Origin of the sequence: Azonexus sp., from assembly GCF_049652925.1 — a bacterium.
GTDB lineage: Bacteria > Pseudomonadota > Gammaproteobacteria > Burkholderiales > Rhodocyclaceae > Azonexus.
This window is the reverse complement of sequence record NZ_JBASFI010000025.1, coordinates 1-14,515: the sequence shown is the minus strand read 5'-3', so window position 1 is coordinate 14,515 and position 14,515 is coordinate 1. Positions and strand designations below refer to the sequence as shown.

Annotated in this window: 12 protein-coding genes and 1 pseudogene; 10 read left to right on the top strand and 3 right to left on the bottom strand. The window is 57.8% G+C overall.

Annotation, left to right across the window (positions count from 1 at the left end):
• Nucleotides 1-45: 45 nt before the first annotated feature.
• From WBK19_RS13725 to WBK19_RS13685, 9 genes and pseudogenes are all read left to right on the top strand, one after another.
• Nucleotides 46-747, top strand: coding sequence for a TerC family protein (locus WBK19_RS13725; protein WP_511290627.1), 702 nt, complete (start codon nucleotides 46-48; stop codon nucleotides 745-747).
• A 9-nt stretch (nucleotides 748-756) separates the two neighbouring features.
• Nucleotides 757-1,713: an ornithine cyclodeaminase family protein gene (locus tag WBK19_RS13720; protein ID WP_511290626.1), complete on the top strand. Its 957-nt coding sequence runs from the start codon at nucleotides 757-759 to the stop codon at nucleotides 1,711-1,713.
• A gap of 202 nt (nucleotides 1,714-1,915) precedes the next feature.
• Nucleotides 1,916-2,737 carry a Stp1/IreP family PP2C-type Ser/Thr phosphatase gene (locus WBK19_RS13715; RefSeq protein WP_511290624.1) on the top strand — a complete coding sequence of 274 codons (822 nt, stop codon included), beginning with the start codon at nucleotides 1,916-1,918 and terminating at the stop codon, nucleotides 2,735-2,737.
• A gap of 15 nt (nucleotides 2,738-2,752) precedes the next feature.
• Nucleotides 2,753-3,457: an FHA domain-containing protein gene (locus WBK19_RS13710; RefSeq protein WP_511290622.1), complete on the top strand. Its 705-nt coding sequence runs from the start codon at nucleotides 2,753-2,755 to the stop codon at nucleotides 3,455-3,457.
• A 119-nt stretch (nucleotides 3,458-3,576) separates the two neighbouring features.
• Entirely contained in the window at nucleotides 3,577-4,344 is a 768-nt protein-coding gene (locus WBK19_RS13705; protein WP_511290620.1) for a 3',5'-cyclic-nucleotide phosphodiesterase, read from the top strand.
• A 15-nt stretch (nucleotides 4,345-4,359) separates the two neighbouring features.
• On the top strand, nucleotides 4,360-5,946 hold the full coding sequence (locus WBK19_RS13700; RefSeq protein ID WP_511290618.1) for an HD domain-containing phosphohydrolase: 1,587 nt from the start codon (nucleotides 4,360-4,362) through the stop codon (nucleotides 5,944-5,946).
• Nucleotides 5,940-7,721: a PglL family O-oligosaccharyltransferase gene (locus tag WBK19_RS13695; protein ID WP_511290616.1), complete on the top strand. Its 1,782-nt coding sequence runs from the start codon at nucleotides 5,940-5,942 to the stop codon at nucleotides 7,719-7,721. Before WBK19_RS13700 ends, WBK19_RS13695 begins: the two co-directional genes overlap by 7 nt.
• 258 nt (nucleotides 7,722-7,979) lie before the next feature.
• Nucleotides 7,980-8,082 (top strand): annotated as a pseudogene (locus WBK19_RS13690) (pilin); the annotation flags it as partial.
• Between the two features lie 339 nt (nucleotides 8,083-8,421).
• Nucleotides 8,422-9,810, top strand: coding sequence for an O-antigen ligase family protein (locus WBK19_RS13685; RefSeq protein WP_511290614.1), 1,389 nt, complete (start codon nucleotides 8,422-8,424; stop codon nucleotides 9,808-9,810).
• A gap of 105 nt (nucleotides 9,811-9,915) precedes the next feature.
• Here WBK19_RS13685 and WBK19_RS13680 read toward each other — a convergent pair whose 3' ends face one another.
• From WBK19_RS13680 to WBK19_RS13670, 3 genes are read right to left on the bottom strand one after another with little or no spacing between them, the layout of a single operon-like run.
• Nucleotides 9,916-11,379: a CYTH and CHAD domain-containing protein gene (locus WBK19_RS13680; protein WP_511290612.1), complete on the bottom strand. Its 1,464-nt coding sequence runs from the start codon at nucleotides 11,377-11,379 to the stop codon at nucleotides 9,916-9,918.
• A 3-nt stretch (nucleotides 11,380-11,382) separates the two neighbouring features.
• Complete coding sequence (locus WBK19_RS13675) at nucleotides 11,383-13,296, bottom strand: bifunctional diguanylate cyclase/phosphodiesterase (protein ID WP_511290610.1); 1,914 nt, start codon at nucleotides 13,294-13,296, stop codon at nucleotides 11,383-11,385.
• Nucleotides 13,297-13,306: 10 nt separating this feature from the next.
• Complete coding sequence (locus WBK19_RS13670; RefSeq protein ID WP_511290608.1) at nucleotides 13,307-13,981, bottom strand: transglutaminase-like cysteine peptidase; 675 nt, start codon at nucleotides 13,979-13,981, stop codon at nucleotides 13,307-13,309.
• A gap of 106 nt (nucleotides 13,982-14,087) precedes the next feature.
• On the opposite strand from WBK19_RS13670, the gene WBK19_RS13665 reads away from it, so the two are divergent.
• The coding region (locus WBK19_RS13665; RefSeq protein WP_511290606.1) for a TolC family protein at nucleotides 14,088-14,515 on the top strand (428 nt) is incomplete at its 3' end.

The window sequence follows — 14,515 nt, the reverse complement described above, 5'->3', positions numbered from 1 at the left end:
CAAAAAGGCGGGCCGCGTGTCCGCCTTTTTTTCGCCTTGGTTCTTATGGAACTTGATTTAACTTCTGCCGTTTTCTGGGTCGCTGTCGGCCAGATCATCCTGATCGACATTGTGCTCTCCGGTGACAACGCCGTTGTCATCGCCTTGGCCTGCCGCAATCTTTCCCCTGAACAGCGCCGCACCGGGATTTTCTGGGGCGTTGCCGGCGCCGTCAGCCTGCGCGTCGTGCTCACCATCTTTGCCGCGCTGGTCATGAACCTGCCGTGGCTCAAGCTCGTTGGCGGCCTGCTGTTGGTGTGGATCGCCGTCAAGCTCATGCTGCCGGAGGATGAGGAGGGGCATGACATCGAGTCTTCGGCGAATCTCTGGGGCGCGGTCAAAACCATCGTCGTCGCCGATTTCGTGATGAGCCTGGACAACGTGATCGGCGTCGCCGGTGCCGCTCAGGGAAGCTTGGTGCTACTGCTTTTCGGGCTGGCGGTCAGCATCCCGCTGATTGTCTGGTCGAGCCAACTAATCCTGCACTGGATGGAGCGTTTTCCGTCCATCGTCCTGTTTGGCGCCGGCTTGCTCGGCTACGTTGCCGGGCAAATGATTTTTTCCGATCCCGGCGTCACCGCCATTCTGCCGCAGCTGCCGGAATGGTCGGCCAAGGTGGCTGGAGTCGTCGGCGCATTGTTGGTCGTTTTTGTCGGCCGCTGGCTGGAGCGACGGATTCTCGCTCGGCAGGACGTCACCATCGTTTAGGGGAAAATCGTGGCCTTGTTTCTTTCGGAAAATGACGTAAAAAACCTGTTGACCGTGGAAATGGCGCTCGAAGCCGTCGAGTCGGCGCATCGCGACCTGGCCAACGGTCTGGCCATCGATACACCGCGGGCGCGCAGCCGCCTGCCGCAGACGGTGCTGCATATTCTGCAGGGGGCGCTCCCGGCGCAGGGCGTGATCGGTTACAAGGCCTATACCAGCAACAAGAGCGGCAACCGTTTTCTGGTCCATCTGTTCGACGCCGCAACGGGGCGGCTCAAGGCCGTCATCGAGGCCGACTATCTGGGCATGATCCGCACCGGCGCAGCGAGCGGTGTCGCGGCGCGCTGGCTGGCCCGGCCCGACGCCAGCGTGGCTGGCGTATTCGGCGCTGGCTGGCAGGCTGAGGGCCATGTTCGGGCGATCTGTGCCGCCCTGCCGCTCGAACGCGTCAAGGTTTTCAGCCGCAAGGCCGACAAGCTGCAGGATTTCTGCCGGCGCCTGAGCGAAACGACGGGTGTTGCCGTCGAGCCAGCCGACAGCGCGGAAGAAACCGTACGCGGCAGCGATGTCATCGGCACGGTGACGACGGCGGCGCTACCGCTGTTTGACGCTGCCTGGCTTGAACCTGGCGTGCATATCAATGCCGCGGGTTCCAATTCGCTAATTCGGCAAGAGTTGTCGGAGGCGACTATCCGGCGTTGTGATCTGGTCACTGTCGACGCGGTGCCGACAGCGCAGGCCGAGGCTGGCGACTTGCTCCCTGTGCTGGAGAAGGGCCGCCTGCACGCTCGCCAACTGGTCGAGCTCGGCGAGGTGATCGTCGGGCGTCATGCCGGACGGGGCTCGGCAGAGCAGATTACGCTGTTTGAGTCCCAGGGAATGGCCATCCAGGACCTGGCCGTGGCATTGCGCGTACTGGCGGCGGCCGAGGCCTGTGGGCTTGGTCGTCAAATGCCCATGGAATGAGGTTTGACCGAAACGCAACGGCAGGTAAGAATGTCACGGTTTTGTGTCTCGGATTCCAAGGGGGCACAGTCATCGGCGGAGGAAAAGTGTTTGGGGTAGCGTGGAATTCAGCTGATTTGTATTGCGGGACGCGAGCTGTTCCGCTGGTGCCTTTCGCTGAAAATTCGCCGCGCCGCGCATGTCTTTCGCCAGGGTTTCCTCGATGAAACTGGCTGATGCCCTGGAAATCGTGATGCGCACCGATCCGGGCATGATCCGTTCGCATAACGAAGATGCCATCTACGCCGATGCGGGGCTCGGCGTGGCCATCCTGGCCGATGGCATGGGCGGCTATAACGCTGGCGAGGTGGCCAGTGGCCTGGCAACGACCCGACTGGCCGAGGACATGGCGGGCGTCATCAATTCCCCTGCCGTTCTTGACAAGGGGCTGCATGACGCAGCCATCGTCGAAGAGCATATCGTCAATGAGGTCAAGGCGGCCAACCTCGCCATCTTCAATGCCTCCCAGAGTTGCTCCCAGTACACCGGCATGGGCACGACGCTGGTTCTGGCATGGTTCTACGATAATCGGATGTGCGTTGCCCACGTCGGCGATTCGCGCCTGTATCGCCTGCGCGGTGACAGTTTCGAGCAGCTGACGCGCGATCATTCCCTCTTACAGGAACAGCTTGATAATGGCATTATCACTGCTGAACAGGCGCGCTATGCGGAAAACCGGAATCTGGTGACCAGGGCGCTCGGAGTCGATCCCGAGGTCGAGGTTGAAGTCCACGATTACGACGTACGATCAGGGGACATCGTGCTGCTTTGCTCCGATGGCCTGAACGATATGATCGAGGATCACGATATTGCGGTAACGCTGCAGACGCTGGGTAGCAATCTCGCTTTAGCGGCGGATCATCTGGTGCATATGACCAATGCCAACGGTGGGCGGGATAATGTGTCGATCATTCTGATCAAGGTTGTCGGCGATTTCGCATCGCCAAAGGGTTGGTGGCAGCGGCTACTGACCCGTTTGCAGTGATATGGGGAAGGCAAGATGGCAAAACTGATCCTCTCGATGGATGGTCTGGTGCTCAAGGAAATTCAGCTCAATCAGGAGCGCCTGACCATTGGCCGCAAGCCGCAGAACGATATCCAGATCGACAATCTGGCCATCTCCGGCGAGCATGCCGTGGTCGTCACCATTCTCGCCGACTCCTTTCTTGAAGACCTGAACAGCACCAACGGAACGCTGGTCAATGGTCAGCCGATCAAGAAGCACTTCCTGCGCAACAACGACATCATCGAACTCGGCAAGTACAAAATGAAGTACATGGCCGATCTGCAGGCTGGTGCCGCTGCCAGCGATTTCGAAAAAAACGCGGCGATCCGTTCTGGTTCCTTGAAGTTGCCATCAGAGTTGCAACTGGCGCCAACCGATAGCATGACCCGGTCGAGTATCGGCATGGCCTCCCAGCCCAAGGCGCCGGTACCAGGTATGTCAGCCGCCATACAACTCCTCAACGGCCCGAATGCCGGCAAGGAGCTTGATCTGACCAAAACACTGACAACCCTGGGCAAGCCTGGTTTGCAGGTGGCGGTGATTGCCAAGCGGCCGCATGGCTATTTCATCACCCATGTCGAAGGGCGGCAGTTCCCCATCGTCAATGGCAAGGCGCTCGATGCGCAGGCTGTGCCGCTGGGTGACCATGATGTCATCGAGATTGCCGGGATCAAGATGGCGTTTTTCCTGAAGGGCTGAAAACGGCTGTTTTTTGGCCTGCTGGCTGGGCTGCCAGCGGGGCGCAGGGTTACAATCCGAGTCGGCCAGCACCCGGGTGACCCGAGGGGCGGCCCAACTTATCGGCAGGCCCAACAAGCATGAAGCTCCGCGTACTCGGCTGCAGTGGTGGCATCGGTGGCAGACACCAGAGAACCACGTCGTTTCTCGTTGACCACGACATCCTGATCGACGCCGGTACTGGCGTCGGTGAATTGTCGATAGCCGAACTGGCGGCCATTGACCACGTATTCCTGACCCATGCCCACCTCGATCACATTGCCGCGCTGCCGATGATGATTGATACCGTAGCTGATCGCCGCGACAAGCCGCTCACCGTCTACGGTACCGAGGCCGTGCTCGACAGCCTGCGCAAGCATATTTTCAATTGGGCGATCTGGCCCGACTTTTCCCAAGTTCCCTCGGCCGAGCAGCCCTTCATGCGCTATCGCAGCATCGAACTGGCGGAGACGATTTCGCTGGCCGGGCGTCAGGTTTCGGCGCTGCCGGCCAATCACACCGTGCCGGCTGTTGGCTATTGCCTCGATTCCGGTGCCGCCTGTCTGGCGTTTTCTGGCGATACCGGGCCGTGCGAAGCGTTTTGGCAGGCGATCAATGCCATTCCGAACCTGCGTCACCTGATCGTCGAATGCGCTTTCCCCAACTGCGAGGCGCGTCTGGCTGAGTTGTCGAAGCACTATTGGCCGGATGCCCTGGCGGCAGAGTTGAAGAAATTGACGCAACCGTGCGATATCCACATTTCACACTTGAAGCCCGGGCAGGTCGAGGCCACCATGGAAGAAATCAACCGCTGTCTTCAGGCGTTCTCTCCCGGCATGTTGCAAAACGATCAAATTTTAGAGTTCTGACTGAGACGCCCTTTCATGGAAACCTCGGACGACCTGTTTCGCCGCCTGGAACAGCTCAATGACATCGGTGCCGCGTTGTCCAGCGAGCGTAACATCAAGCTTCTGCTTGAAAAGATCGTCCTCGCTGCCAAGCAGATCACCCGGGCTGACGGCGGAACGCTCTATTTGCTGTCGGATGACAAGCGCCACCTGCATTTCGAAATCGTCCGCACCGATTCGCTGCATCTGGCTTTCGGCGGCTCCAGCGATCAGCCGACCTCGGGCAAGTTCCCCGACCTGCCGCTCTATCGTCACGATGGCTCAGCCAACGACTGTATGGTCGCCGCTTATGCCGCCATAACGGGCAAGACGGTCAATATCGCTGATGCCTACAGTGCCGAGGGATTCGATTTTTCCGGGACGCGCCAGTTCGACGCGCGCACCGGCTATCGTTCGCAATCCTTCCTGACTGTGCCGATGAAGGATCACGAGGGCGAGATCATCGGCGTGCTGCAACTGATCAATGCGCTCAGCCCGACAGACGGAGCGGTCAGCGAATTCTCCCAGGCTGACCAGCGCCTCGCCGAATCGCTTGCCTCGCAGGCCGCTATCGCCCTGAGCAACCAGCAACTCGTCCAGCAACTCGAAGCGCTTTTCGAGTCCTTCGTCAAACTCATCAACCTCGCCATTGACGAAAAATCACCCTACACCGGAGGTCACTGCCAGCGCGTGCCGGAACTGACCATGATGCTCGCCGAGGCTGCCGACGCCACCACCACGGGCCCGCTCGCCGATTTCAAACTGACCGACAAGGACCGCTACGAACTGCGCATCGCCGCCCTGCTCCACGATTGCGGCAAGGTCACGACGCCGGTGCATATCGTCGATAAAGCCACCAAACTGCAAACCATTTACGACCGCATCCATCTCATCGACACGCGTTTTGAAGTCGTCAGGCGCGATGCCGAGATTCGCAAATGGAAAAGCATTGCCGAAGGCACGCCGCCGGCCGAGGCCGAACGCATCCATTTTGATTTTTGCCAGAAAATTCCGGTTGACCGTGGAATCCTGCATCGGGCCAATATCGGCTGCGAAAAAATGTCCGACGACGACATCGCACAGGTCCGCCGCATTGCCGCCGAATACCGGTGGCAAAACGCCGAGGGCGAAGAACAAGCCTTCCTGAGCGACGACGAACTCGAAAATCTCACTATCCGCTCCGGCACACTGACCAGGGCCGAGCGCGACATCATCAACCACCACATCGTAGCCACCATCAAGATGCTCGAACAGCTACCGTGGCCGCGACACCTCAAAAATGTCCCCGAATACGCCGGCGGCCACCATGAGCGGATGGATGGCAAAGGCTACCCGAAAGGCCTCAAGCGAGAAAACATGAGCTGGCAGGCCAGGATCATGGGCATCGCCGACATCTTCGAAGCGCTCACCGCCAAGGACCGGCCCTACAAGAATGGAAAGCCGCTCTCGGATGCGTTGGAAATACTGGATAGATTTAGCTGCAACGGACATATCGACCCGGTGCTGCATGAAGTGTTCGTCCAAAGCGAGGTATTTCGGCGTTATGCTGAGCAGTTTCTGGAGACAAGGCAGATTGATTGTTGAGTTGGGTTCGGATTCATCCATCACAACTGCCCCAAACCACTGGTGAAAAATTGACAACAAAGTCTGCAGGGACAATTCCGCCGATTTTTCTGGGCGTTTTTTCGATATTGCTCTCTCTGGCATGGATCATTCCGAACCATACCAAGCCCTGGATGGCATTCTATTCCGACGCCATCGCTGGTGTGATGCTATTGATTGTCGCTTTTTGGGTGCTTTTTCGCTCCTCGGGCAAACTCGGGGTGATTGGTCTAAGCCTGCTGTTCTTGTTTCTTGCGGCTGTCCCGTGGCTTCAATATTCAGTTGGCGTGGTTCATTCATCGGGAATGGCATGGATAAATTCCTTTTATCTGGTTGGCCTTTCTCTTGCCATATTTGTTGGGTGGAATTGGGAGAGGTCGACTCCGGGTGAATGCCTGGACTTCCTGTTTCTTGCGTTCTCCATTGCGGCAGTCATTTCTGTAGGGCTCCAGCTACTGCAATGGTTTCAGTTACCGCCTGGCAATTTTTGGGTGGCCTACGTGGGCGAGAGTCGCTTTTCAGCCAACATGGCTCAGCCAAATCAGTTGGCTACCTTGCTGCTGCTTTCCGTGATGGGCGTAGCGTGGGGATATGCGAGAAAGGCTTTGGGGCCGGTAATTTCTGTAATACTGGTTTTGTATCTGTTGTTTGGCGTTGTGCTGACAGAGTCCAAGACTGCCGGCTTGAATGTCGCTGGCGTTCTCCTTGCCCTTTACCTCTTCTGGGGCGAGAGCAGGCCAAAACGCTTCAACCTTGTGTTGTTGGGTTTTGGCGTTTATTTTGTCGCGCTCTATTTAAGCCTTCCTGCCATAAATGAATTTCTCTTTGGCGATCCCTCCATCCGTCGAGCGGTTGGAGACGCCGTTCGACTGGATATGTGGAAAAGCTTGGTGAAAGCGGTTATGGAGCGCCCTTGGCTGGGATATGGCTGGGGACAAACGACGGAGGCTGTTTTTGCCTCAGCAGATTTTCCCGCCACGGGTGGAACGACCAAACATTCCCACAACTTTTTTCTCGATATCTTTTTATATAACGGGTTTTTGTTGGGCTGTTTCGTGGTTCTGGTGTTGGGGGCGACCTTTCGCCAGTTTTTGGCTCACCTTAAGCAAGACGATTTCATCATCCCGATGCTGGGAGTCGGCCTTTTGCTTGTTCACTCAATGCTTGAGTTGCCCCTTCACTATGCCTATTTCTTGCTGCCCTTCGGAATGATTCTCGGGGTTCTCGGGCGGCGCAGTGGTGTGAAGGTATGGTGTGTTTGTCCCAAGTGGCTTAGCCTGGGGCTTGCTGTCGCGGTGGCCTGTGGCTTGTGGATTACCATTGCGGACTGCCTTGAGGCCGAACGAACCTATTTCAACGTCTATTTTGGCAAGAAAGGGAAAGCAATCCCCCCTGAGTTCCAGCCCAAGCTGATGGTGCTGACTCAGTGGCGTGATCGACTGATGTTCGCCAACTCGAAACCAGTGAACCCGCTTGCTCCGGAACAACTCAGCTGGATGAAAGGGGTGATCGTCACAACCCCTGAGCCTTTTTTGTTATTTCTGCTGGCTCAAAACCTCGCGCTGAACGGACAACCCGCTGAGGCAAGGGAATGGCTGGATAGGATGTGTAAAACGGTGCCGCCTCCGGTAACCCAAGATTTGGCTGAACAGTGGGAGACTGCGGCGGAAATCAATGCGGTCTATCGCATGGTTGATTGGAAACAGTGCCCCCTGAGCACGCTCGCAACAAGAAAAGACTTGCCGCCAATGGAATGAGGTCGTTGATCGTATGTCTTATGGATTCGCTTGGGGAGCGTGACGTATTCCGTCGGATCTGAGTGACGTAAATTGTCATAATTGTTCGACGGTCCGTTACTTGATTTGGCATCATTCAATAGGTGTGTTTTTAACTTATTGATTAAATTGAGTTTGAGCGTGGTTGCCAAAAAGTGGCGATGGTTTGAAATACCTGGCACGGATAGTGTTATAGATAAACCAGCGGCTTTCCCGCCTTGTCACTAAAAGGAGATTCAAATGAAGAACGTCCAAAAGGGTTTCACCCTGATCGAACTGATGATCGTCGTGGCCATTATCGGTATTCTGGCTGCTGTGGCGCTGCCGCAATATCGTACCTACACCCAGAAATCGGCTGATGCCGCCTGCTTGGCTGAGGCAACTGCGATTGCTCATGGCATGGCTTCTGCGAATGCAAACAGCGACATTAGCCTGCTGTCAACAACCCCTTTGAGTGCTTGTAATGGTAGCGGTACTCGCCCCACCGCTCTGGCAACTGGCTCAGCAACCTTCTCCAGCAGTCGCGGCACCCCCGGTAAGTTAATTTCTTGCAACTATGATGACGGCACCTGCAAGATAAGCTAATTGGGCCTAACTTATATAAAGAAGCCGGGAAAATAGCCCCGGCTTTTTTTATGCAACGGGACATCCTTTTCGGCTATTTTGATGTGGCACTGAGTTTATGAAGTCGAAAGCGCTATTTTCCGTTGTTGCCTTTTCGGCCTTGATTGCTGGCTTAGTCATACTTGTTGCCCATCCTGACCTTACTTGGCATGACCAGCAGCGAATAGGTCAAATCTCTTTCTCTGTGCTGGCATTTGCCGGCATTTTATTGCACCGATCCCCTAGCGTTGTACTTATGAGTACTGTCTGGCTATGGCCTGCAGCTGGGATTCTGGTAGTGGGTGCGCTATCTGCCTCTTTGGCTTTGCATCCGTTGTGGGCTGCTACCGAGTACGCTGCGCTTGTAGCTAGCATTGGCATTAGCGCTTTCGTTTTTCGCCTCATGCGCGAATTCGGAGATCGGGCTGATCTGGTTTTGGGTGGCATTTTGCGTTTACTGCTGGCGGGCATGGTTTTCCAGTTCCATGTGTCCTGTGTTTCTGCCTTGGCTCACGCCGACCTTTTCTTTTCCCCGTTGAGCTTGATTTACGGCTTTTCCAACGAGCGTTTCGAAGGACAGTTTTTGACCCTGGTGGTCCCTTTGTTAGGGGCCTCGCTGTTTCTTCCGACTGACAGTAATCTCCGTTACCCGCGTTGGTTCGATATGTTCCTGATGGTTTCGCTTGCCGGCATGGTTTTTGTTGTTGGCACTCGGGGAACGATCGCGGGTTGGCTGACTGCTTGTATCCTGTTCTGGGGCTTTAAGGGTGCGGGCAGAAACACCGCAACACGTATGTTCGTGGTGATGGCTCTAGGGTTTGCCCTTGCCTGGCTGGTATTGCAAACGATTACCTCGGTGACTGGCCAGTCCATAGATCTTCAACTGGATTCTCGCTTTGCCAGCGTGCAGGTGTTTGGATTGTCGGCCAGAGATATTCTGTGGAAACTTGCTCTGGCCAAGATAGTGGAATTCCCTTGGCTGGGCGTCGGGCCGATGCATTTTGCATCGTTAGGCAGCCCTATCGCGGCACACCCTCATCAGGCACTGTTGCAAATCGCCAGCGAGTGGGGGCTGCCCGTGTTTTTCATGATCACGGCCACTGTTGCGATCTGGCTATTCAAAGTCTTTGCCGAAGTTAGATCCGGTGATGCCAAGGCAGGTAGTGATCTCAGGTGGGCGTTGCTGTTCGCCGTGTTGGCGTCCATGGTCCAAAGCATGGTCGATGGCGTTTTGGTGATGCCTTATACGCAGCTATGGTTGGCGATTGTGGTCGGTTGGTGTTCCGCTCGCTGCCTTCCCGTGTTTCAGGGGGAGACGACGAGAGTTCCTGGCTGGCTTCCTCTGCTACTTTGGGGGGCGGCCAACGTATTACTGGTTGCTGTTGTGGTGATGAGTTACCCAAGCCTTGTCGGTGCGCCAGAATATTGCGGCGGTGGGCCTCGATTCTGGTGTAACGGTCGAATATAGTCCTGCAATTGCCTTTGCTACGGTCAACCGGAAAAATTGACCAAATTTGAAACCCCGCGTGGCAGCGCGTAATTTATTTCGCCTTGACGCGCGGCTATATCCGATTCACGGCGCCCTTTGCGCCAGCCATGTTTGCAGCACTTCAGGCAATTCGCTGACCAGCAACGAGTGCCGTCCCGATATCCAGCCATGGATCGGGCCAACCGGACGCTCCTTGAGGGCTTCTGAAATCAGGGTTTCGGCGGTGATGTGGTCGTTGATCAGGCCGAGTTCGTCCTGCAGTTGTGAAAGTGCAGCCAGATAGGGACGTAGTCTTCTCTGTGGCAGCAGCGGGGTGAAAAACTCCAGCGTGTAGCGCAGCTTTTTGAAGGCGATGCGCATTTTGTGGCGTTCTTCCGGGACGAGTTCGGCATGCCGGTTGGCCATGCGGCGGGCTTTGCGGGCGTGGCTGCGGATTTGCTGTTGGGCGAAATCCTTGATTGGCATCGGTAGCGTGTCGCCCAGCGTGTAAACAGCAGCGGTGAATTCGAGCAGCAGGCGCGGATATTCCTTAACCGCGAGCAGGCCGATGACGGATTTTCGGGCGCTGCTGGCGCGGCGTTGCGCTGCTTTGCGCAGGCGCTTGATGTCGCGGTTTTCGGGAAAGGCTTCGGCGATGGGGGGCAGGGTTTCTTCGAGGAAGACGTCCCAATTGCGCGTGTCGCCCAAGGCGCCGGCCAGCGTTTGCCAGGTTTGGCCGTAGGCGGCGACAAATTCAGGTGGCAGCACTGGGGCGAAGAGCTTGATCGCCGAACGCAGGCGGCGCAGTGCAACGCGGGCCTGGTGGATGAATTCTGCTTCACCACCCAGCAGCAGTCCTTTTTCGTTGCGCTGGAAATGTTCCAGGCAGCCCAGCGCGATGCTGCGAAAGGCCTCGATGGGTGTCTGCTGCTCGTTGATCGGCACCGGTTTGCTTTTGAATGGCCGCAGCGGCTCATTGAGAAACAGGGCGTAGCCACGCTCAGCCTTACTGGCGATGGCAGGGAAGAGATCGAGGTCTTTCTGAAGCTGGCGGGTCAGGTTGAAGATGTCATCAACCTTGCCGGAGAGCAGTTCGAGTTCGATTTCGCAGATTGGCGTCCGCTGACCACGGCTTTCGACCTGGCCGCGGTCGATGGCCAGTTCGATCAGCGATTCGCCGAATGGCACGTTCCAGACCTGACGGCGAAAGTCGGTGGTGAAAATGGGTTCGAACTGATCAATGCGTTGTTCGAGAAAATCGCGGAAATCGGCGGCGTCAACATGGCTGAAGTCGAAGATGCCCGGCGTGGCTGGCGCTTCCCATTCGCTGCGCATGGCCAGTCCGCCGCTCGCCGGTTCGGCTGATTTGACGGTGCACAGCCATTGCCAGCCCTTTTTGCGAAAGCGCATGGCAACACGCCGGGCATGGAGTTCCAGTGTCGGGGTGTCGAAATAGGTGTTCAGCAAATGCAGTTTCTGCGACTGGATGTTGGCGAGCAGCGGATGATCGGCCAGTTTGCGCGCGGCTTTCGGGCTGAGTTGAAGCTTGAGTTCGATTTCGGTGCTCATTAATCAATTCCTCGGGACGGCGGGGCCGGTAGCACCATCAAAGCCCAGTTCGGGCAGGATGGCCAGTTCCTCGGCGGTCTGGACGCCTTCGGCGATGACGGTCAAACCAATATTATGCGCGATGCTGCACAGGCCCTTGATGAAGGCCTGGTTACCAGTCTGGGTGTCGATGGCGCGGATGAAGCTGCCGTCGACCTTCAGATAATCGAGGCCGATGCCGTGCAGGCGGCCGATTTCGCTGAACTGCCGGCCGAAGTGTTCGATGCCGAGGCGGCAGCCGAGGGGGCGCAGGGCGTCGCAGAAGGCGTGGAATTCATCGAAATGCTGGAAGGCGCCGATTTCCGATACTTCCAGCCAGAGACGCGGGGCCAGATCCTTGCGGGCAGCGATTTGGGCGAACAACCGGGCGCGGAACGAGGCATCCAGAATGGACTCTCCGGACAGGTTGACCGCAACAGCCGGCGCGCCGGCGGCAATGCGTTCGAGAGCCAGGCGGGCGGCGGCCAGATCGAGCTCGGTGGTCATCGATAGCCGCGAGGCCATCGGCATGAAGCTGCCGGCGGTCAGCCATTCGCCATCCTCGGTGGTTTGCAGGCGCAGCGGGCATTCGAAGTGGAGCAATTGCCCGGCGTTGCCGGCGACCGGGAAATCGATCAGGCGCAGGCGCTGGGTCTGGATGGCGCCTTCGAGTAGTTTCTTCCAGTCGGCGTTGGACGTGGCATGTTGGTCGCAATCGCTCTCGGCTCGGCACCAGGCCAGCCCGCTCTGGCCCTCGGCCGATGCCAGCGCGGTGTCGACGCGCGACAACAGGCTGCCTATTGTCTGGCCATGCAGATAGACGCCGCTGGCAATGTGGCCGATACGTTCGCTGTCGATCAGGCCGGCAGCAGTAAGGTCGTTTAGCGCGTGAAGCAGTATCTCGGCATACGGCGCGGGATCCTGGACGCCCGGCAGGAGCAGCGCAAAATCGGCACCGTTGAGGCGGGCGGCGGCGGCATTCGGCTTTTCCGCCGCCAGTCCGTTCAAGGTGCAGCCGAGTCGACGCAGCAGTTCATCGGCCATTTCCCGGCCGGCCCGCTTGTTGATGCCGGCCAGATCGGCCAGACGCAGCAAGACCAGCGAGCCGGAAGCGGCAGCGTCGTCGTCGCTCAGTGCGGCGGCCAGTTGATTCATGAAAAAAGCCCGGTTGGCCAGGCCGGTCAGGCTGTCCTGATTCGCTTCGCGGCGCACCTGTTCAAGACGGGCCGCCTCTTCGGCGAACATTGCCTTGAGGCGGCCGACCATGGCATTCATCGCGCTGGCCAGGCTTTTCAGCTCGGGCGTCGAAGGTTCCTGGATCGTTGTGAAGCGTCTTTCAGAGATGGCTTGTGCCTGCCCGACCACGGCGTCGAGGGGGCGGCGGATACGACGCAGGAACTGCATGCCGAGGAGGCCCATCAGGCCGCCGCCGATGGCGAACCAGCCGAGCAGTTTGAGGGCGCCGCCCCATAGCTCGGTGTAGGCAAAATGACTGTGGCTGACCAGCTCTATCGTGCCAAATTGATTCCAGCCCGAAGAAACCTGTGCCTGCCCTGGCTGCGAGTCAATCGGAAAAAGGCGGATGAACCAGTCGGGAACGTTTCCGGCATTCTGCGGGCTGGCTTTTTCAATCATCGTCTTGCCGTTCGGATCGATCAGCCGGACTGTCGCATACTGGCCACTGTCGAATACGGCGGCGACCTGGAGTTCGATTGTCACCGGATCCTTGTCCAGTTGCGACATGGACAGCGCCAGCGTGGCGGCGTTGTCATTGTTCTTGATGGCCAGTTGGTGTTCCAGATAATGGCGAGCCGTCAGCGTGCTGACGATGAAGCTGCCGGCAAAAGCAATAACGGTGCTGGCGATGACTGCGAGCCAGAGTTGTCGGAACAAGGACATGTTGATTACCTCACTGGAAGCCTTCAGCGCGCGCCCGGGCCAGCAAATCCTGCCAGCGTGACAGATTGCTCTTGCTGGCGTTGTTGCCGGTGCCCTGCCACAGCCCCGCGCTGTTGAAACTGAAAATGGGTGAAAGATCACTGCGCCGGGAGGCGGGCAGGATCTGGGGATTCAGGTTGTCGAGGACGAGCGGGTCCGCGGTCGGTGTGGCGTAATAGGCCAGCACCATGTGCGCCTGGAGGAAGGTCCCCGCTGGCCCCGTCTGTGCTGCCTTGACGTAGACCAGACGAAGTTTGTTGATCGGTATGCCGAGATCGATCAACGAATAATACTTGGCGATGGAGAAATCTTCGCAATCACCACGCCCCTGGCCAATTGTTTCGGTCGGCGTTGCCCAGTAGTCGTTCTGGCCCCACACCGACATGTCGTCGTCGAAGGCAATGCGCCGATTGATGAAGTCATTGACGCGCTGCAACTTGTCGGTTTCCGGCGCCTTGCGCTCTTCGCCGAGCATGCGCTGCCAATCGGTTAGCAACGGGACGCGGTCGGCACCGAAGCGGCTGAGCAATACCTGCTGCAACCGGTCAAAGTCTACGCCCAGCGCCAAAGGCAGGCCGCTCAAAGAGAGCGTGCCTATGGCGACAATTGTGGCCAGCCAGCGGAGCAGCGCGGTTTTGTTACGCAATGGACGCGTCAAGTCGTTGAATTATCGGGTTGGAAACGTCGGTTATTTCACATTCGCCAAATGGCGAATCTCTATAATCCGGCCAAAACCTTGCTGATTATCCCCCATGAAAATGAAAAAACTCCTTTCCTTGCTGGTAACCGTCGCATTTCCTGTCCTGGTAAATGCGGCAGAGTCGATGCCGAGCGCCGTTGCCTCCCCCGCGACCCTGAAAGAAGTAGCCCAACGCGCCGTTCTCAACAGCCCTGAAGTCACCGCCAAATGGCACGCCTACCGCGCCGCTGACGAAGAAATCGGTGTTGCCCGCGGTGGCTACTTCCCGCGCGTCGACCTCACCGCCGGCTCCGGCCGCGAAAGCCTTCGCCAGCCCAGCGCCGCTGACCGCGACTACACCCGCAGCGGCGTCCTGCTCAGCCTCAACCAGATGCTCTTCGACGGCTTCGCCACCCGCAACGAAGTCCGCCGCCTCGACAAAGCCCGCATCGTCCGCTACTACGAACTCCTCGACGCCTCCGAAACCACCGCCCTCGAAGC

Excerpts from the sequence above, each read along its gene's own strand:
- WBK19_RS13685 (WP_511290614.1), top strand. The coding sequence starts at position 8,422 with ATGAAGTCGAAAGCGCTATTTTCCGTTGTTGCCTTTTCGGCCTTGATT.
- WBK19_RS13710 (WP_511290622.1), top strand. The coding sequence starts at position 2,753 with ATGGCAAAACTGATCCTCTCGATGGATGGTCTGGTGCTCAAGGAAATT.
- WBK19_RS13725 (WP_511290627.1), top strand. The coding sequence starts at position 46 with ATGGAACTTGATTTAACTTCTGCCGTTTTCTGGGTCGCTGTCGGCCAG.
- WBK19_RS13700 (WP_511290618.1), top strand. The coding sequence starts at position 4,360 with ATGGAAACCTCGGACGACCTGTTTCGCCGCCTGGAACAGCTCAATGAC.
- WBK19_RS13680 (WP_511290612.1), bottom strand. The coding sequence starts at position 11,379 with ATGAGCACCGAAATCGAACTCAAGCTTCAACTCAGCCCGAAAGCCGCG.
- WBK19_RS13675 (WP_511290610.1), bottom strand. The coding sequence starts at position 13,296 with ATGTCCTTGTTCCGACAACTCTGGCTCGCAGTCATCGCCAGCACCGTT.
- WBK19_RS13705 (WP_511290620.1), top strand. The coding sequence starts at position 3,577 with ATGAAGCTCCGCGTACTCGGCTGCAGTGGTGGCATCGGTGGCAGACAC.
- WBK19_RS13715 (WP_511290624.1), top strand. The coding sequence starts at position 1,916 with ATGAAACTGGCTGATGCCCTGGAAATCGTGATGCGCACCGATCCGGGC.